Annotated in this window: 15 protein-coding genes; 4 read left to right on the top strand and 11 right to left on the bottom strand. The window is 72.6% G+C overall.

The genetic code is table 11. The features are described from left to right. Positions 1–45: 45 nt before the first annotated feature. Both MTO99_RS12310 and MTO99_RS12305 read right to left on the bottom strand, forming a co-directional pair. Positions 46–1,074, bottom strand: a complete 1,029-nt coding sequence (locus MTO99_RS12310; protein WP_243553935.1) for a YihY/virulence factor BrkB family protein — start codon at positions 1,072–1,074, stop codon at positions 46–48. A gap of 63 nt (positions 1,075–1,137) precedes the next feature. Then, positions 1,138–2,151 carry an alpha/beta hydrolase gene (locus tag MTO99_RS12305; RefSeq protein WP_243553934.1) on the bottom strand — a complete coding sequence of 338 codons (1,014 nt, stop codon included), beginning with the start codon at positions 2,149–2,151 and terminating at the stop codon, positions 1,138–1,140. Between the two features lie 278 nt (positions 2,152–2,429). Between MTO99_RS12305 and MTO99_RS12300 the strand changes: the two genes are divergently transcribed. From MTO99_RS12300 to MTO99_RS12290, 3 genes are all read left to right on the top strand, one after another. Further along, entirely contained in the window at positions 2,430–4,967 is a 2,538-nt protein-coding gene (locus MTO99_RS12300; protein WP_243553933.1) for a DEAD/DEAH box helicase, read from the top strand. Between the two features lie 276 nt (positions 4,968–5,243). Beyond that, positions 5,244–6,029 carry an enoyl-CoA hydratase/isomerase family protein gene (locus tag MTO99_RS12295; protein ID WP_243553931.1) on the top strand — a complete coding sequence of 262 codons (786 nt, stop codon included), beginning with the start codon at positions 5,244–5,246 and terminating at the stop codon, positions 6,027–6,029. A 105-nt stretch (positions 6,030–6,134) separates the two neighbouring features. Further along, positions 6,135–6,515 (top strand): hypothetical protein, encoded by a 381-nt coding sequence (locus MTO99_RS12290; protein WP_243553930.1) that lies wholly within the window; start codon positions 6,135–6,137, stop codon positions 6,513–6,515. 62 nt (positions 6,516–6,577) lie between these two features. Here MTO99_RS12290 and mnhG read toward each other — a convergent pair whose 3' ends face one another. The 7 genes from mnhG to MTO99_RS12255 form a co-directional block, all read right to left on the bottom strand. Beyond that, positions 6,578–6,940, bottom strand: coding sequence for a monovalent cation/H(+) antiporter subunit G (mnhG, locus tag MTO99_RS12285; RefSeq protein ID WP_243553929.1), 363 nt, complete (start codon positions 6,938–6,940; stop codon positions 6,578–6,580). Beyond that, a complete protein-coding gene (locus MTO99_RS12280) occupies positions 6,937–7,209 on the bottom strand; it encodes an MrpF/PhaF family protein (RefSeq protein WP_243553928.1) in 273 nt (90 codons plus the stop codon). Before MTO99_RS12280 ends, mnhG begins: the two co-directional genes overlap by 4 nt. Next, positions 7,206–7,802: a Na+/H+ antiporter subunit E gene (locus MTO99_RS12275; RefSeq protein WP_243553927.1), complete on the bottom strand. Its 597-nt coding sequence runs from the start codon at positions 7,800–7,802 to the stop codon at positions 7,206–7,208. Before MTO99_RS12275 ends, MTO99_RS12280 begins: the two co-directional genes overlap by 4 nt. Then, on the bottom strand, positions 7,802–9,403 hold the full coding sequence (locus MTO99_RS12270) for a Na+/H+ antiporter subunit D (protein ID WP_243553925.1): 1,602 nt from the start codon (positions 9,401–9,403) through the stop codon (positions 7,802–7,804). The genes MTO99_RS12275 and MTO99_RS12270 overlap by 1 nt, the downstream gene beginning before the upstream one ends. Then, positions 9,400–9,996 (bottom strand): Na(+)/H(+) antiporter subunit C, encoded by a 597-nt coding sequence (locus MTO99_RS12265; protein ID WP_243553924.1) that lies wholly within the window; start codon positions 9,994–9,996, stop codon positions 9,400–9,402. Before MTO99_RS12265 ends, MTO99_RS12270 begins: the two co-directional genes overlap by 4 nt. Then, entirely contained in the window at positions 9,993–12,998 is a 3,006-nt protein-coding gene (locus MTO99_RS12260) for a Na+/H+ antiporter subunit A (RefSeq protein ID WP_243553923.1), read from the bottom strand. The genes MTO99_RS12265 and MTO99_RS12260 overlap by 4 nt, the downstream gene beginning before the upstream one ends. A gap of 106 nt (positions 12,999–13,104) precedes the next feature. Then, on the bottom strand, positions 13,105–13,962 hold the full coding sequence (locus MTO99_RS12255; RefSeq protein ID WP_243553922.1) for a class I SAM-dependent methyltransferase: 858 nt from the start codon (positions 13,960–13,962) through the stop codon (positions 13,105–13,107). A gap of 144 nt (positions 13,963–14,106) precedes the next feature. Between MTO99_RS12255 and MTO99_RS12250 the strand changes: the two genes are divergently transcribed. After that, a complete protein-coding gene (locus MTO99_RS12250; RefSeq protein ID WP_243553921.1) occupies positions 14,107–15,093 on the top strand; it encodes an FKBP-type peptidyl-prolyl cis-trans isomerase in 987 nt (328 codons plus the stop codon). 300 nt (positions 15,094–15,393) lie between these two features. On the opposite strand, the gene MTO99_RS12245 is transcribed toward MTO99_RS12250, so the two are convergent. Both MTO99_RS12245 and MTO99_RS12240 read right to left on the bottom strand, forming a co-directional pair. Beyond that, complete coding sequence (locus MTO99_RS12245; protein WP_243553920.1) at positions 15,394–16,260, bottom strand: energy-coupling factor transporter transmembrane component T family protein; 867 nt, start codon at positions 16,258–16,260, stop codon at positions 15,394–15,396. Beyond that, complete coding sequence (locus tag MTO99_RS12240) at positions 16,257–18,128, bottom strand: ABC transporter ATP-binding protein (RefSeq protein WP_243553918.1); 1,872 nt, start codon at positions 18,126–18,128, stop codon at positions 16,257–16,259. Before MTO99_RS12240 ends, MTO99_RS12245 begins: the two co-directional genes overlap by 4 nt. Positions 18,129–18,208 lie beyond the last annotated feature (80 nt).

Genomic DNA, 18,208 nt, shown 5'->3' with positions numbered 1-18,208 from the left:
TGAGGGGCGGGGGCGCGGCGGGGCGGGCGCGGCGGCGGGGCGGGGTCAGCGATGGTGCACGGATGCTTCGGCGCGCAGTGCGAGCGCATCGCGGATGTCAGCGGCCCGCTGCTCGTGATTCTTGCGCACCATCCGGTCGTCGCGCAGCGGCAACTTCAGGTCGACCTCGGCCGCGATGCCCGCGCGGAGCTGCCGAACCCGCTCGACCTCGGTGTCGAGCACCGCGCCGAGCACCAGGGCGAGGTTCGACAGCCACACCCACAGCAGCAGCGCCACCGCACCGCCGAGCACCCCGTAGTTGCGCTCGTAGGTGCGGAACCCGAGCACGTAGACGCCGAACAGCCCCGTCGTCACGACCCACACCAGCAGCGCCGACGCCGCGCCGATGCTCATCCAGCGCAGGTGGCGGCGCTTCACGTTCGGCGTCGCCCAGTAGAGCAGCGCGATCGCGAGCGCGACGAGGGCCGCGGCGACCGGCAGCTTCGCGAGGTCCCACCAGAACGCCACACCCTCGTCGAGGCCGAACGCCTCGGCCACCGCCCCCGCCACCGGGCCGCTCACGATGAGCAGCACCGCGACCGCGGCCGCCAGGACGAGCAGCACGGCCGCGACGAGCAGCATCGCCGGCCGCGACCGCCAGAACGGGCGCCCCTCCTCGACGTCGAGGATGCGGTTCATGCCGCGACCGAACACCCCGAGGTATCCCGAGATCGCCCAGAGCGCGCCGGCCACGCCGACGATGAGCGCCGACCACTGGTGCGACGCGTCGAGCAGTTGGGCGAGCGGTTCATGGAGCGCGCTCGCTGCATCCTCGCCCCACAGGTCGCCGACGATGTCGAGCGCGGTCTCGCCGAAGCGCTCGGCCGACCCGAAGCCGCCGATGAGGGCGAGCGCGGCGAGCAGCGCCGGGAACAGCGCGAGCACCGCGTAATAGGTGAGGGCCGCGGCGATGTCGGCCCACTGGTTGATGCGGGCCTCGTGCCAGGTGCGGCGCAGGACGAGCCACCACTCGTCGCGACTGAATCGAGCGGGCGAGTCGTGGCCGTCACGGCCCGGGCCTGAGGGGTGGGGCATGCCGCGATGATGGCAGGTCGCCGTCGCGGGCGTCGAGGGGTTGCGACGCCGCGCCGGCCGAGATCAGCCCAGCTGCGCGTGCAGGAACGCGGCCACGCGTTCGCGCAGCCCGGCGTCGAGGATGCCGATCGAGTGCTCGCCGCCCGGCACGACGGCCAGCTCAACCGGCACACCCGCCGCCCGGAGCGACTCGGCGTAGCCGAGCGACTGGACGAGCGGGATGATCTCCTGTTCGGCGTGCCCGATGAACACGGGCGGGTCGGATGCATCGGCCAGCGTGCCCGGCGATGCCGGCGCCGCGGCGGGGCATCCGGTCGTGTCGAGCGTGTCGGGGTCGCACGCGAGGTAGGCGCCCACGATGCCGCGCAACCACTCCTCGCCCTCGGCGATGCCGTCGAGCACCACCGGACCCGACAGGTCGACCACGGCCGCGACCCGCGACCCCTCGTCGAGCGACCCCTCGCCGTCGGCGCCGACGAGGGCGGCCAGGTTGCCGCCCGCCGAGCCCCCGAACACGCCGATGCGGGCCGGATCGAGGTCGAACCGTTCGACCTGCTCGGGGTCGCGCAGCCACTCGACGGCGAGCTGCACATCCTCGAGCTGGGCGGGGAAGACGGCGTCGGGGACGAGCCGGTAGTTCACGGATGCCGCGACGAATCCCTCGCTCGCCAGCCACAGGCACACGTTGCGCCAGTCGGCGTTGGCCTTGTCGCCGCGCGCCCAACTGCCGCCGTGCACCGAGACGACCGCCGGGAGATCGAGGCCGAGACCGACCGCCGGCGGCAGACACACGTCCAGGGTGAGCAGCGTGCCGTCCTCGCGGGTGCCGTACTCGAGGTCGGCCGCGACGCGCAGCCCCGCCGGCGGGGTGAACGTGCGGATGCCGACGATCTCGGGACCGACGACCTCGCTCGCGGCATCCGGACCCTGCGGATCGATCGGCTCGAGCCGCGTGTGGAACGCGCTCAGCACCGAAGTCGTCGCGAGCGCGGCAACGACGGCGGCGGCGATCAGCAGGGACCGGCTGCGATGCCGGCCGCCGAGACCGCCGGTGCCGCGGGTTCGGGTCTGGGTCACGGGCGGGCTTCCGGTCGGGGGTGCAGTGATGGTATCTCACGTTCGGTGGCGGCGGATTCCCAGGCGGGACCGGTATCGTGGTGGGGTCGGTCTGGACACCGCGCCACGTGCGCGGATGGGTTTGTGAGTCTGCAGGGCCGGTTCCGAGGCGTTTAGGCCTCCGGATAGTCACCGTATGTGAACGGCCCCGGTCTACGACAGTTCCGGGTTCTCGATCGTGCTGCGCCTGCGCGTGGCACGTTCGCCATGTACTCGAGTACAACCCAGGAAGCTCCACCATGCCCAAGAACAAGAAGCCCGCCGGCGGACGACCCGCTCGCAACTTCGACCCCTCGTACGCGCGCGGCGCCTCGAAGTCGGGTGCCCCCAAGTCCGGATCGCGCAGCCCCGGTCACCGCGGCTACCGCCCCGACGAGGATGCCCCGAAGAAGGCCCGCTGGAGCCGCGACGAGCGCGTCGCCAGCGGCCGCACGCCGCACCGCGCCGACGCACGCCCCGAGCAGGGCGGACGTGATGGCCGCGACGCCGGACGCGACGGCCGCGACGCCGGTCGCCGGTACGACCGTGACGACCGCGCTCCGCGCCGCGAGTTCGACCGCGACCGTGCGCCGCGCGACGGCGGTGCGCCGCGCAGGTTCGACCGCGACGACCGCGCTCCGCGCCGCGAGTTCGACCGGGCTCCGCGCCGGTTCGACGACCGCGGTGAGCGTCCTGCGCGCCGCGAGTTCGATCGCGACCGCACCCCTCGCGACGGTGGTGCGCCGCGCCGGGACTTCGACCGCGATCGCGCCCCTCGCGACGGTGGTGCGCCGCGCCGGTTCGACCGTGACGACCGTGCGCCGCGTCGTGACTTCGACCGCACCGATCGTGCGCCGCGTCGTGACTTCGACCGCGACCGCGCCCCTCGCGACGGTGGTGCGCCGCGCCGGTTCGACCGCGACGACCGTGCGCCGCGTCGGGACTTCGACCGCACCGATCGTGCGCCGCGTCGTGAGTTCGACCGCGATCGCGCCCCTCGCGACGGTGGTGCGCCGCGCCGGTTCGACCGTGACGACCGTGCGCCGCGTCGGGACTTCGACCGTGACGACCGTGCCCCGCGTCGTGACTTCGACCGCACCGACCGTCCGGCTCGCCGCGACTTCGACCGCGACGACCGCGCCCGTGCCCCGCGCCGCTTCGACGACCGCGGCGAGCGGCCCGCGCGCCGCGAGTTCGACCGCGACCGCACCGATCGCGCCGACCGCGCCCCGCGTCGCGACGTCGAGCGCCCCGGCTTCCGCGACAGCGAGCGCCGCCCCTCCTCGTTCTACCCGGCCCGTGACGAGCGGCCCGCCTTCACCCCCGAAGACGATGTCGTGCTCGAGCGGCTCGCGGCCGACGCCATCCAGGCCGAAGCCGTCGACGGCGTGAGCTTCGGCGACCTCGGCCTCGGCCAGAACATCGTCCGCGCCCTGGGCGACCTCGGCGCCGAGCACCCGTTCCCGATCCAGGCCGCGACCATCCCGGTCGTGCTCGAGGGTCGCGACGTGCTCGGTCGCGGGCGCACCGGGTCGGGCAAGACGATCGCGTTCGGCGCGCCGACCGTCGAGCGGCTCATGCAACTGTGGGCGGCGAAGCAGCGTGACCTCCCGAACGGCCCCGACGGCCGTCGCAAGCGCGAGATGGGCCGCGCGCCCCGCGCGCTCATCCTCGCGCCGACGCGCGAGCTCGCGCTGCAGATCGACCGCACCGTGCAGCCGATCGCGCAGGCCGTGGGCCTGTTCACGACGCAGGTCTACGGCGGTGTGCCGCAGGCCCGTCAGGTCGGCGCGCTGCGTCGCGGCGTCGACATCGTGATCGGCACGCCCGGACGCATCGAGGACCTCGAGCGCCAGGGTCACCTCGACCTCTCGGCGATCGAGATCACCGTGCTCGACGAGGCCGACCACATGTGCGACCTCGGGTTCCTCGAGCCGGTGCAGCGGATCCTCCGCCTCACCAAGCCCGGCGGGCAGAAGCTGCTGTTCTCGGCGACGCTCGACACCGGTGTGGCGACGCTCGTCGACGAGTTCCTCGTCGACCCGGCGGTGCACGAGGTGGCCGGCGAAGACCAGTCGTCGGGCACGATCGACCACCGCGTGTTCGTCATCGAGAACCGTGACAAGCGTGACATCGTCGCGGCGCTCGCCGACCGCGACGGCAAGACCCTCGTCTTCTCGCGCACCCGTGCGTTCGCCGAGGATCTGACCGAGCACCTCGAGGAGGCCGGCATCCGCGCCGTCGCCCTGCACGGCGACCTCAACCAGTCGCGCCGCACGCGCAACCTGCACCAGCTCACCAGCGGGCGGGTCGACGTGCTGGTCGCGACCGACGTCGCCGCCCGAGGCATCCATGTCGACGACATCGACCTGGTGATCCAGGCCGACGCGCCCGACGAGTACAAGACCTACCTGCACCGCGCCGGCCGCACCGGTCGCGCCGGCCGCATGGGCCGGGTCGTCACGCTCATCCCGCGCAACCGTCAGCGCCGTATGAACGACCTGCTCGACCGAGCCGAGATCGAGGTCGACTTCGAGGACGTGCGCCTCGGCGACGCGCTGCTCGACGACCTCGGCCCGGTGGAGATCGCGGCGATCGAGTCGGAGGAGGGCTTCGAAGCGGACTCCTACGAGGCGGATGTCGCGGAGGAGCTCGAGGCTGAGGCCGATGAGGCTGAGGTCGACGAGGAGCTCGCGTCCGACGAGTCGTTCGAGGACGAGCTCGTCGTCGTGGACCTCCTCGACACCGACGGCGAGGCGGATGCCACGGAGCCCGTCGAGGCATCCCCCACCGCCTGACGAGTCCACCCACCCGCCACCCGCTCACCCACCCACGAGGTACGCAATTCAGGTCGGGAGTCGGCGTGTCGCTCCGACACGCCGACTTCCGGGGCGCGACACGCCCTCCGTACCTGAATTGCGTTCGGGGTGGAGCTGAATTGCGTTCGGGGTGGGGCTGGAGTGCGTTCGGGGTGGGGAGGGGTGCGGGGGTCGGTCGGTGCGCCCGGTTATGCTGACTGAACGATCGGTCGGTATCGCGCCGATCTCCCCGACGACGAGGAGCAGGGAGCAGCCATGATCGAGTTCGCCGTCCACGACGCGGTCGCCGAGGTGGTGCTGAACGCGCCCGAGAAGCTGAACGCGCTCGACGAGCGGGCGCTGCGCGACCTCGACGCCGCCTACGTCGAAGCCGCCCGGCTCGCCGACGCCGGTGACGTGCGCGCCCTCGTGCTGCGCGGCGAAGGTCGGGCGTTCTGCGCCGGCCGCGACATCGCGGGGGTCGACCCCCGCGAGGACGACGTGCTCGGCTACCTCGGCGGGCTCGTCGAGCCGCTGCTGCAGCGCATCGCCGGCATCCCGGTTCCGACGTTCGCCGTCGCGCACGGCGCGTGCCTCGGGGTCGGTCTCGGTCTGCTCATCGCGAGCGACGTCGTCTACGTCGCCGACACCGCGAAGATCGGGTCGCCGTTCGCCAACCTCGGCGCGACCCTCGACTCGGGCGGGCACGCCCTCTTCGTCGAGCGCCTCGGCGCGCACCGCACCATGGACCTCATCGTGACGGGCCGGCTCATGTCGGGGTCCGAGGCGGTCGCTTCAGGGCTGTTCTCGCGCGTCCTCCCCGCCGACGAGGTCACGGATGCCACGCTCCGGGCCGCGCGCACCGCCGCCGCCGGCCCGACGCTCGCGTTCGCCGCGTCGAAGCGGCTCGTCGCCGCGCTCCGCGACGAACGGCTCGGTCTGTGGGCGTCGATGGCCGAGGAGAACCGTGCGCAGGCGGCGCTCTGCGAGACATCCGATTACCGCGAGGGCTTCGCAGCCTTCCAGCAGAAGCGCACGCCGGTGTTCACCGGGCGCGACTGAGGCGTCCTCCCGTCCGCGCCGTGGGCGATCCCTTCCAGACCGTCGAGCGCGGGTCGGCGGGCGCGGCCGCTTGACCGACGGCATCGCGCCGTCCACGCTGAGGGCATGACCGAACCGGCACGCGCCCGGGGCGCCGCCTTCTGGATCTGCTACGCCATCACGGCGGTGAGCGCGATCGTGAGCGTGAGCTTCGCCGTCATCGCCGTCGTCGACGGCGGTGTCGCCGCTGACAACGCGAACGCGCTCTATGCGGCCGCGCGCAGCATCGCGCTCGTGCTCGTCGTGCTGATCGCGCCGATCTTCCGCGTCGACTCGGCGCTGCTCGTCGGCGCGGTCGCGATGACCATCGTGCAGGGCATCGACACGTTCATCGGTGCCGTGCAGGGCGACCTCGCGAAGACCGTCGGCCCCGCCGTGCTGTGCCTCGCCACGCTCATCGCGGCGACCGTGCTCGCCCGAAGCGATCGCATGCGCGACCGCGACTGAGGTCGATCTGCGCGACTGGGACCTCAGTCGCGAGATGGGGCGCCGCGAGACGAGGCGACCGCTCAGCGCTCGGATGCTTCGGGCTCGGCGTGCTCCGCGATGTCGCGGCCGAGCTCGTCCTCGATGAGCAGGTCGAGCCGCACGTGCGAGGTGCGGTAGGCGGAGCGGCCGAGCATGTGGGCCGTCATCGGCTGGGTGAGCAACTGGAACGTCATCACCAGCACCGCCGTGGTGAGCACGCCCCAGGTCGGGGCGCGCAGGACGATCGCGGCGAGGATGGTCGCGAGGCCCAGCACCTGCGGCTTGGTCGCCGCGTGCAGCCGGGTGAGCACGTCGGGGAATCGCACGATGCCGATGCCGGCGGCCATCGACAGGAACGCGCTCAGCAGGATGAGCAGTCCGACGGCGATCTCGGCGGGGCTCACGAGACGTCCTGTCGCGCCATGAACCGAGCGATCGAGATCGAGCCGACGACCGCGAACATCGCGAGCACCAGCAGGATGACGAGGGTGTCAGTGTGCCGGTTGATCGCCATCTCGGCGCCGAGTGCGCACATCGCGATCGCGAGCAGCACATCGGTCGCGAGGGCGCGGTCGAGGATGGACGGTCCGCGGATGATGCGGGAGACGGCGGCGAGTCCGCCGATGCCGAACATGATGCCGGCGGCGATGGCGACGATGTTGAGGAAGCTCATCGGTGCTCCTTCGATCGGATGTCTCGGGCGGCCGCGCGACGTTCGCGTCGCGCCTGCCGGATGGCTTCGGCCTGCTCGTGCGTGCCGATCGCGAGCACGATGCGTTCCTCGGTGCCGAGCACGTTGCGGTGCGTGCGTTCGAGGTCGGCTTTCGTGCGGGTGCCGAGCGCGTGCAGGTAGAGCAGGCCGCGCTCGCGGTCGATGTCGACCACGACGGTGCCGGGCACCACCGAGATCGCCTCGGCGGTGAGAGTGGTGACGAGGTCGCTGCGGGTGAGCAGCTGCACCGCGATGATCGCGCTGATCGGCTTCCACCCGGGCAGCAGCGAGTACACGGCGACCTGCAGGGACGCGACCACCACGTCGAAGATCATGCGCAGGCCGAGCAGCAGGCCGCGCCAGGGGTTGAACCGGCCGCTGAGCAGCACCGGCGGCAGGTAGAGCGCGCGGGTCACCGCGATCGCCAGCACCACGCCGGTCACGACGGTCAGGACGTCGATGTGGTCCCACAGCAGCAGCCAGAGCGCCACCAGGGCGACCAGCAGCGGCAGCTGGCGCCAGACGCTGCGCCAGCGCGAGACCTCGGCGTGCATCATCGGATCCCTCCGGGGAAGACTAGGGACACGTACAGCGACGGGTCGGAGAGGTTCGCCGCCGCCCGTCCGGCGAGGTCGAAGAACGGGCCGGCGAAGACCGTGAGCAGCAGGGTGACGACGACGAGCGCGGTGGTCGCGACGACCATGAGCACGGGGGTGGTGCGTGTCGCCGTCGCGGTGGTCGCGCCCTGCGCGCCCGGGAACTCCTGCACCGATTCGAGCAGCACCGACTCGTACCCCTCGAGTTCGTCGCGTCCGCGCCAGAACGCCATGTTCCAGAACCGGGTGAGGGCGTACAGCGTGATGAGCGACGTGAGTGCGCCGGCCCCGATGATCGCCCAGATGAGCCACGGCGCGCCGCCCGGGACATCCGTGCCGCTCGCCGCGGCGCCGCCCGCGAGGAACAGGCCCGCTTTGCCGAGGAATCCCGAGAACGGGGGGATGCCTCCGAGGTTCAGCGCCGGGATGAAGAACAGGATCGCCAGCAGCGGCGACGCCTTCAGCAGACCCGCGAGCCGGTTGATGGAGGTCGCGCCGCCGAACCGCTCGATCAGCCCGGTCGTGAGGAACAGCGCCGTCTGCACGGTGATGTGGTGCACCACGTAGTAGATCGTCGCCGCGAGGCCGGTCTCGTTCGCGAGGCCGATGCCGAAGATCATGTAGCCGATGTGACTGACGAGGGTGAACGACAGGAGTCGCTTGATGTCGGCCTGGGTGAGCGCACCGAGGATGCCGACGACCATGGTGAGCCCGCCGATCACGAGCAGCAGCGCAGACACGTCGCTGTCGGCGAAGATCACCGTCTCGGTGCGGATGATCGCGTACACGCCGACCTTCGTCAGCAACCCGGCGAACACCGCGGTGACGGGCGCGGGCGCGGTGGGGTACGAGTCGGGCAGCCAGAACGACAGCGGGAACACCGCCGCCTTGATGCCGAACGCGATGAGCAGCAGCAGGTGCAGGATGAGCTGCACGTCGGCGGGCAGTTCGGCGATGCGCACCGAGAGCTGCGCGATGTTCGCGGTGCCCGTGGCGCCGTAGACGAGCGCGATCGCCGACAGGAAGAACAGCGACGACATGAGGCTGACGATGATGTAGGTGACGCCGGCACGGATCCGTTCGCCGGTGCCGCCGAGGGTGAGCAGCACGTAGCTCGCGCTCAGCAGGATCTCGAATCCGACGTACAGGTTGAACAGGTCGCCCGCGATGAAGGCGTTGAACACGCCCGCCGACAGGATCAGGTACGACGGGTGGAAGATCGACACCGGCGTTTCGCGATGCTGGTCGGCGATGCCCTGGCCGACGGCGTACACGAGCACGCCGAGCAGCACGATCCCCGAGATCAGCAGCATGATGGCGCTCAGCCGGTCGACGACGAGCACGATGCCGAACGGGGGCAACCAGTCGCCGACGGCGACGACCACGCCGTGCCCGCTCTGGTCGATCGTGATCAGCAGCGTGGTCGCGATCACCACGACGAGCCCGAGCGCGCTCGCCGAGACGGCCATCTGGGCTTGCCGGTGGCGGCCGAGGATGAGCGCGACGGCGGCGCCGAGCAGGGGCAGCAGCACGACGAGGGGCACGAGGGCGGCGGTCACGGCAGCGGCTCCCCTCGGTCGCGGTCGGTGCGGTCGCCGTCGGCGGCGCCGGTCCGGTCGGTCGCGCCGGTCCGGTCGGTTGCGCCGGTCCGGTCGGCGCTGTCGCGAACGGATGCCTCGAGCTCGAGTTCGTCGTCGTCGGGCAGGTCGTACTCCTCGTCGCTGGCGTCGATGAGCTCCTGGATGGCGCGGTCGTCCTCGCCGGACGAGCGGATGAGGTCGGCCGCTTCCTCGGCGTCCTCGGCGAGCTCGGACTCGTCGTCGATGAGGTCGCCCTTCTCGCCGAGCTGCGCCAGCCACCACGACCGGTAGATCAGCGCGAGCATGAACGCGGTGATGCCGAGGTTGATCACGATCGCGGTGAGGATGAACGCCTGCGGCAGCGGGTCGCTGATCTCGTCGGCCTCGACGCCGTCGTTCATGATGGGCGCGACGCCCGGCGCCCCGCTCATCAGGTAGATGAGGATGTTCACGGCGTTGCCGACCAGCAGGAACCCGATGAGCACGCGAGTCAGGCTGCGCTCGAGCATGATCGTGACGCCGGCGCCGAAGAGCACCGCCATGAGCACGACGAGGGTGAGCGATGCGGTCATGTGCGGGCCCTCGTCTCCGAGGCGCGCGGCACCACGCGATCACCGGCGTCGACGGCGCGTTCGCCGGTCTCGGCCTCTTCGGCCTCCTCCTCCTGGCGATCGACCTCGGCGCCGAGCGAGCGCAGGATGTCGAGCACCAGGCCGATGACGACGAGGTACACGCCGATGTCGAACAGCGTCGACGTGCCGATCGAGAGCGTGCCGAGCACGGGCACGTCGACCTCGAACCAGCTCGACTCGAACACCGCGAGGCCGAAGAGCAGCGAGGATGCCGCGGTGCCGGCCGCGAGCAGCAGGCCGGTGCCGAGCAGCCGTCCGGCGTCGACGGGCGCCGCCTCGCCGAGCTCGTACCGCCCGCCCGCCAGGTACCGCGCGACGAGCGCGAGTCCGGCGAGCAGGCCGCCCGCGAACCCGCCGCCCGGCGCGTTGTGCCCCACGAACAGCAGGTACACCGAGACCACGATCGCGGGGTGGAAGAGCAGCCGGACGAGCACCTCGATGAGGATCGAGCGTCGGCGTGGCGAGAGCGTGCGCCCCGCGAGGAGCCAGGTCTGGCGCGTCTCCGCGGCCTCGGACGCGGCATCCGTCTCGTGCTCGACCTCGGCGAGGCTGGGCCGCGCCGCGCGGATGCTCGACGCCTTCTCAGGCACCGGGCGCAACCGGTCGCGGCCCTCGGGCCGATGCTCGAGCCGCGGCGCACCGCCGGTGCGCCCGGACACGAAGAGCAGGCTCGCCACACCGGTGGCGACCGCGACGAGCACCGAGATCTCGCCGAGCGTGTCCCAGGCGCGGATGTCGACGAGCATCACGTTCACGATGTTCTTGCCGTGCGCCTCGAGCGCGAGCGCGGGCAGCCCCTCGGCGATCGTCGGCTGGACGCGGGCGCCGAGCGCGATGAGCCCGATGACCCCCATCACCCCGCCGGCGACGAATCCGATGAGGCCGCGGGTGAGTTTGTGCACCGACGGATGCCGCTGCGCGATCTGCTTCGGCAGCCGGCGCAGCACGAGCACGAACACGACGATGACGATGGTCTCGACGAGCGCCTGGGTGAGTGCGAGGTCGGGCGCACCCGACATGCCGAACAGCAGCACCAGGCCGTACCCGGTGACGCTCACCAGGAGCACCGCCGTCATGCGCTGGCGCACGGTGGCGGCGGCGATCGCCGCGACGGCCATCACGAGCGCGAGGAACGGCTGGGAGGGGTAGTCCCACAGCCGCACGCTGCCGGGCCAGGTCGTGTTGACGATCGCCGAGAAGCCGAGCCCGCCGATGAACACCAGCACGATCACGGCCAGGTATCCGGGCAGACCGCGATGCTGGATCGCGGTGGTGACCGCGGCGGCGACCCGGTCGACGACCGACACGACGTGCAGGTACCCGCGGCCCGAGTCGATCATCGGCGGCAGCGCCGCCTGCATGCGGGCGACCCGCGCGCGACCCCAGACGAGCAGCGCACCGAGCAGGTAGACGCCGAGCGAGATGAACAGCGCCGGCTCGAACCCGTGCCAGAGCGCGAGATGCAGGTCGTGGGGGCCGGCCAGCGCATCGGCGTATCCGGCGAGCAGCGGCTCGAGCCATCCGATCGCGAACGCGAAGCCGAGGCTCGCGACGGCCAGCAGCAGCGGGGACGCACCGGCCATCGCCGCCGGCTTGTGCAGTTCGGTGGGGGCGATGTTCGGCCGGGTCCAGAACGCGCCCCAGACGAACCGGACGCTGTACGCGACCGTGAGGATCGACCCGAGCACCGAGCCGATCAGCGCGAGCCACGCCCAGCCCGCGAGACCCGCGGCGCCCTGGGTCGCGTGCGTCGCGTCGAGCAGCGAGGCGAACACCCCCTCTTTCGCGACGAATCCGATGAGCGGCGGCAGGCCGGCCATCGACGCGGCCGAGACGATCGCGACCGTCGCCAGTACCGGCATGCGCCGGCCGAGGCCCGACAGGCGGCGCCAGTCGCGCGTACCCGCAGCATGGTCGATGATGCCGACGACCAGGAACAGCGCCGCCTTGAACAGGGCGTGCCCGAGCAGCAGCGCGACCCCCGCGAGGGCCGCGTCGCGAGTGCCGAACCCGGTGACGAGCACCAGGAACCCGAGCTGCGACACGGTGCCGTACGCGAGCAGCAGCTTCAGGTCGTACTGGCGCAACGCGCGCCAGCCGCCCACCAGCATGGTGAACGCCCCCAGGACGATGACGATCGGATGCCACACCTCGAGCTCTGCGTAGCCTGGCGCCAGCCGGGCCACGAGGTACACGCCGGCCTTCACCATCGCCGCGGCGTGCAGGTACGCCGACACGGGCGTGGGCGCGGCCATCGCCGCGGGCAGCCAGAAGTGGAACGGCACGAGCGCCGACTTCGAGATCGCCCCGATCAGCACGAGCGCGATGCCCCACTCGCCGGCGGCGCCCGCGACCGGGTTCGCGATCAGCTCGCTGAGCGAGGTCGTGCCGCCCGCGACCGCGAGCACGACCAGCCCGACGAGCATCGCGAGCCCGCCGAACGTGGTGACGGTGAGGGCCTGCAGCGCGGCACCGCGGCTCTCTTTGCGGCCCGTGTAGTGGCCGATGAGCAGGTAGCTCAGCACGCTCGTGAGCTCCCAGAAGGTGAACAGCACGAACACGTCGTCGGCGGTGACCAGGCCCAGCATCACGCCCGCGAAGGCCAGCAGCAGCGCGGCGAACCGGCCGAGCGACGGCTCGTCGTCGTCGAAGTACCAGGTGCAGTAGGCGAGCACGAGCGCCCCGACGCCGGTGACGATGAGCGCGAGCAGCAGGGCGAGCGCATCGGTGCGGAAGCTCAGGGCGATGTCGAGCGCGGGGATCCACTCGACGGTCTCGACGACCGGATGCCCCGCGATCACGCCGGGCAGCCAGGTCAGCAGCACCACGAAGACCGCGGCCGGCAGCACCGCCAGCAGCAGGAAGACCCGCCGCCCCAGCAGCCTCGTGAGGAGCGGAGTGACCAGCGACAGCGCACCGAAGAGCACGAGGCTGAAGATCATTCACCCTCCTCGCGCGCCATGCCGACCGTCGCTCAATCCTACCGGGGCGCGGAAGATACCCCGCCGCGGTATCCGCAGCTCGCGGCCGCGCGCGTGCGGTGGGCGCTCAGACGGGCCGGCGCCCGACTGCCACCAGCACCGATGCGTCGACCGACGCGATCGACCGGTCGGCGATCGCGGCGAGCGCCCTGGTGCGGACCCGCTCCACGGCGTCGTCGTCGAGGACGTCGATGAGCGTGCGCAGCGTCGTGCCCGTCACCAGCCGCCAGGCGAGCTCCTCGTCGAGTTCGAGATGCAGCGGCACGAGGGCGGAACGCACCCCGATCAGCCCGTACCCCGACAGCAGGCGGGCGAACGCACCGGGGGTCTCGGCGCCGGGCAGCGTCGGGTTCGCGGACTCCGCCAGCTCCGAGGCATCCGCGGCGCCGCCGTACTCGGGTGCGAGCGCCCCCGCGAGGATCTCGGGAAGCGGGTCGAACGATCCGCCCGCCCAGACCGCGATCGCGACCCGCCCGCCCGGCCGCGCCTGCGCGACGAGCCGCTGCACCACCCCGCCGACCCGGTCGAGGTCGCCCGCCGCGAGCCGCCGCACCCCGAGCGTGCACTGCACGAGGTCATAGCCACCCTCCGCCGCGTCCGCCGCCTCCCGGTCGGTCGGATCGCCGACGGACGGCCGCAGCTGCGGCATCCGGTCACCCGCGCGGTCGCGCACCAGCGCGACCAGCGCTTCGTCGGGATCGAACGCATCGACCCGCCCGCCCGGCCCGACCAGCTCGGCGGTCGGCAGCGCCGTCGCACCGTCGCCGCAGCCCGCATCGAGCACGACCTCGTCGAAGCGCGGCTGCGACCGCACCAGCACCCCGGCGGCGATCGGATCCCAGAGCACCGCGTCGAGCGCGGCATGGTCATCGGCGGGGCCGGCCGGCACCCGGCCCGCCTCCTCCGCTTCGAGTACGTCCCCCATCCGCCCATTCTGTCCCGTCGGATGCCTCGGACGCGACGGGTGACCGGCACGGATGTCACGCGGGGACGCGACGGATTCAGGCAATCCAGAGCCGCGGCACGGCAGACTGGAACTTCACGTCCTGATCGGAATCGAGACCTCCCCATGAATCGTGCCCTGCGCCTCGCTGCGCCCGTCGCGCTCGCCGCGTCGGCAGCGCTCCTGCTCGCCGGCTGCGCCGGCGGCGCCGAGTCGACCCCGACGCCCACTCCGACCGCCGACGGCGCGCTGCCCTGCTTCGAGGCCGTCCCGGGGCCCGACAGCGAGGCGATCACCGTCGACGGCGCGTTCGGCGAGGCCAACCCGACCGCGACGTTCACGACTCCGCTGAAGGCCACCGACCTGCAGACGACGGTCCTCACCGAAGGCGACGGCGACGAGGCCGCGAGCGGCACCAGCGCCGACGTGGTCATCACGATGATCAACGCCACCACCGGCGAGCAGATCCTGTCGCAGCAGGCCACCCTCGCCGTCGGCGACGGGACGCTGCTGGACTCGTTCCGCTCGGCCATCGACTGCCAGCCGTACGGCAGCCGCACCGTCACCGTCGCGCCGCCCGCATCGCTCTACGGCGAGACCGGCAACGAGACCCTCGGCGTCGGCGCCGACGACACCGTCGTGATCGTCGTCGACATCGTCGGCGAGTACGTCGAGCCCGAGCCCGAGCCCCTGCCGACGCCCGCCGAGTGGACCGAGAACGTGCCCGAGGTCACGCAGAACGGCGACGACGCCCCGACGATCGTCATCCCCGACGCCGCCCCGTCGGCCGAGCTCGCCCTGAAAGTGCTGGACGAGGGCGACGGCACCGTGGTGCAGAACGGCGACAGCGTCACCGTGCACTACGTCGGCATCAACTGGGACACGAAGGAGCAGTTCGACTCGAGCTTCGACCGCGGCGAGCCGGCGACCTTCGGCACCGCCGACGTCATCCAGGGCTTCGGCGCCGCGCTCGTCGGCCAGCCGGTCGGCACGAAGCTGATCGTGACCATCCCGCCGGAGCTCGGCTACGGCACCGAGGAGTCGTCGAACGGCCTCGGCGGTCACACGCTCGTCTTCTACGTCGAGATCGTCGACACCGCGGCCGCGGGGTAACGCGCCGGCCGCTCGCTGTCGCTTGCGCGCTGCCGGCGTCGCTCGCTGGCGCCGCTTGCGCGCTGCCGGCCGCTCGCTGCCGTCGCTCCCCGCCGTCCGCTGCGCCAGTTCGGCGTTGTCCGCGCCAGTCGGACTGGCGCAGAGGCGACCGACTTGGCGCAGCCGCGAGGGAAGGTGCGCGCGGCACGGCGAGGGCGGCTGCGCGCGGCACGGCGAGGGCGGCTGCGCGCGGCACGGCGAGGGCGGCCGCGTGCGGCACGGCGAGGGCGCGTGCGCGCGGCACGTCGCGGGACGCATGCGTCAGCCGGCGGCGAGCACCCACCAGTACAGGGCGATCGCGCCCGCCCAGAACAGCAGCACGAACACCGTGTCGCGCACCCGCCAGCGGCTGATCGTGCGCTCGGTGCGGGTGCGGTGCGCGCCGAAGGCGCGGGCGTCCATCGCGAGGGCGACGCGTTCGGCGTGCCGGATGGCGCCCGCCAGCAGCGGGATCGCGAGGCCGAGCGTGCGACGGATCCACGCGATCGGGCCGTGCCCGTGGTCGGTGCCGCGCACCCGGTGCGCGGCCCGGATCACCTCGAGCTCGTGCCCGAACCGGGGCACGAACCGCAGCGCGGCGAGCGCCGTGTAGCCGATGCGGTACGGCACCCGCAGGTTCTGCACGAGCGCGCGCACGAGTTCGGGCCCGCCGGTGGTGAGCCCCGCGAGCAGGGTCAGCACGAGCAGGGCGGCGATGCGCAGCGCGGTGGCGAGGCCGATCAGGTAGGCGGCGAGCGTGAAGCGCCAGTCGCCGATCGCGATCAGGGTGACGGATGCCGCATCCGAGTCCTGGTCGACGAACGCCGGGTCGACCCAGATGCCGAAGCTCACGCCGAACGCGCCGATGAGCAGCGGCAGGCCGATGAGCAGCGCGACGATCACGCGCCCGCGCAGCTTCGCGCCGACGAACAGCAGCACGAGCGAGACGACGATGATGACCGTGGGGATCAGGGCGCCACGCGTGAAGACGAGCGCGAACATCACGGGCAGCGGGCCGGCGATCTTCGCGAGGGGGTTGAGGGCGTAGAGGAAGCGTCCGCGCGGCTTGGGCGCTTCGGCGAACGGGTCGACGTGCGTCGCGGTCGGCTGAGCGGATGCCTCGGGCGAGTCGGCGGCGGTCGCGGTCATCGGATGCCTCGGGCCTCGGTCGGCACCGCGCCCGGCGCGTGCCCGTCGTCGGTCGTCGTGGACGCGGGGGCGACGGCTGCGGGCAGTTGCGACATCCGGGTCACCTGGCGCCAGCCGGGGTGGTGCTCGAGGCCGCGGGTGGCGCGCGCGAGCGGTGGATGTCGCAGGCCGGCCTGTTCGATGAGCGGCCCGGCGAGCACCTCGGCGGTCGGGCCGACGCCGAGCACCCGGCCCTCGGCCATCACCGCGACGCGGCTCGCGTAGTCGGCGACGAGCTGCAGGTCGTGCGTGACGACGAGGATCGTCGTGCCCTGGGCGTTCAGCGTCGCGAGCATGTCGAGGAGTTCGGCGGCGCGTTCGCGGTCCTGGCCGAAGGTCGGTTCGTCGAGCGCGAGCACGGGCGCGCCGGCGACGAGCGCGGTGCCGACCGACAGCCGCCGCTTCTGCCCGCCCGACAGGAGGAAGGGGTGCCGGTCGCGCAGGTCTCCGAGCCCGAACCGGTCGAGGATGCGGGTGATCTCGGCGTCGCGGGCGGCCTCGTCGAGGCCCTGCAGCTTCAGGCCGAGGTCGAGCTCTCCGGCGACGCTCGTCGCGACGAACTGGTGCTCGGGATTCTGGAACACGAACCCGATGCGCCGGCTGCGCTCGCGCGCGTCGGCGCGCTGCGGGTCGAGGCCGAGCACGTCGACGGCGCCCTCGGGCGCGGGCGTCACGCCCGCGATCGCCTGCAGCAGGCTGGTCTTGCCGGCGCCGTTGGTGCCGACGATCGCCAGGAACTCACCGGATGCCACGTCGAGGTCGACGTCGTGCACGACGATCGGCCCGCGCTTGCCCCCGCGACGCACCGACAGGCCGCGCGCCGTGATCGCCGCCTGCCCGGCCGTCGGTCGAGGGGCGCCCGACGGAGTCGGACGCGTCTCGAGGCCCGGTGAGGTGCGCTGGGTCGCGTCGGTCTCGAGACGTGTCGTCGCGTCGCGTCCGGCGGCGACGAGCGGCGCGGGCAGCACCGCGTGCGCATCCAGTGCGGCCGCGAGTTCGGCGGGGGTGAGCGGCAGGGGGTCGAGCACGACGCCCGCCTCGCGCAACCGCAGCGCGGCCAGCGTCGAGACCGGCAGCCACACGCCGAGGGCGAGCAGCTCGTCGGTGCGCCCGCGCAGGACGTCGCGCACCGGCCCGTCCATCGCGAGCCGCCCGGCCGCATCGAGCACGACGACCCGGTCGACCACGTCGACCGCCGCGTCGAGGTTGTGTTCGACGAGCACGATCGCGTGATCGCGCTCGTTGGCGAGCTCGCGCAGTACCGCGTACACCTCGTCGATGCCGGCCGGGTCGAGGTTCGCGGTCGGTTCGTCGAGCACGAGCACGGGCGACGCCATCGCGAGCGCGCACGCGATGGCGAGCCGCTGGCGGCCTCCGCCCGAGAGCCGGTCGGGGTTCTCGGTGCGGCGCTCCCAGAGGCCGACGAGCTTCAGCGCGCGTTCGGCGCGGGCGAGCACGTCGTCGACCGGCAGTCGCAGGTTCTCGGGGCCGAACGCGACCTCGTCGAGCACGGTGCCGGTGACGACCTGCGCGTCCGGATCCTGGAACACCATCGCGACGTGTTCGCTCAGCTCGCCGACGTGGTGGTCGCGGGTGTCCAGGCCGGCCACGAGCACGCGCCCCTCGAGGTCGGCGGGCACGGCGTGGGGGATGAGCCCGTCGAGCGCGAGCGCGAGGGTGGACTTGCCGCAGCCCGACGGCCCGAGCACCAGCACCACCTCGCCCGGACGGATCGCGAGTGTGACGCCGTCGGGCGTCGCGCGCTCGGCGCCGTCGTGGCGGATGCGCACCTCGTCGAGCTCGACGAGCGGGGCAGCGGTCATGGGCATCCAGTCAGGCGGGGCCGAAGCGGAACTCAGGTAAGCCTAACTTCTCGCACGGATGTCCCGGCCTGCCGCCCGCTCCGCCC

It is taken from the genome of Agromyces larvae, from assembly GCF_022811705.1.
Taxonomy (GTDB): Bacteria; Actinomycetota; Actinomycetes; order Actinomycetales; family Microbacteriaceae; genus Agromyces; species Agromyces larvae.
This window is presented reverse-complemented; position numbering and strand designations above follow the sequence as displayed.

Bases quoted from the DNA above. Each gene is read 5' to 3' on its own strand.
- MTO99_RS12310 (WP_243553935.1), bottom strand. From the start codon at position 1,074: ATGCCCCACCCCTCAGGCCCGGGCCGTGACGGCCACGACTCGCCCGCT.
- MTO99_RS12300 (WP_243553933.1), top strand. From the start codon at position 2,430: ATGCCCAAGAACAAGAAGCCCGCCGGCGGACGACCCGCTCGCAACTTC.
- MTO99_RS12295 (WP_243553931.1), top strand. From the start codon at position 5,244: ATGATCGAGTTCGCCGTCCACGACGCGGTCGCCGAGGTGGTGCTGAAC.
- MTO99_RS12290 (WP_243553930.1), top strand. From the start codon at position 6,135: ATGACCGAACCGGCACGCGCCCGGGGCGCCGCCTTCTGGATCTGCTAC.
- MTO99_RS12280 (WP_243553928.1), bottom strand. From the start codon at position 7,209: ATGAGCTTCCTCAACATCGTCGCCATCGCCGCCGGCATCATGTTCGGC.
- MTO99_RS12275 (WP_243553927.1), bottom strand. From the start codon at position 7,802: ATGCACGCCGAGGTCTCGCGCTGGCGCAGCGTCTGGCGCCAGCTGCCG.
- MTO99_RS12265 (WP_243553924.1), bottom strand. From the start codon at position 9,996: ATGACCGCATCGCTCACCCTCGTCGTGCTCATGGCGGTGCTCTTCGGC.
- MTO99_RS12260 (WP_243553923.1), bottom strand. From the start codon at position 12,998: ATGATCTTCAGCCTCGTGCTCTTCGGTGCGCTGTCGCTGGTCACTCCG.
- MTO99_RS12255 (WP_243553922.1), bottom strand. From the start codon at position 13,962: ATGGGGGACGTACTCGAAGCGGAGGAGGCGGGCCGGGTGCCGGCCGGC.
- MTO99_RS12250 (WP_243553921.1), top strand. From the start codon at position 14,107: ATGAATCGTGCCCTGCGCCTCGCTGCGCCCGTCGCGCTCGCCGCGTCG.
- MTO99_RS12245 (WP_243553920.1), bottom strand. From the start codon at position 16,260: ATGACCGCGACCGCCGCCGACTCGCCCGAGGCATCCGCTCAGCCGACC.
- MTO99_RS12240 (WP_243553918.1), bottom strand. From the start codon at position 18,128: ATGCCCATGACCGCTGCCCCGCTCGTCGAGCTCGACGAGGTGCGCATC.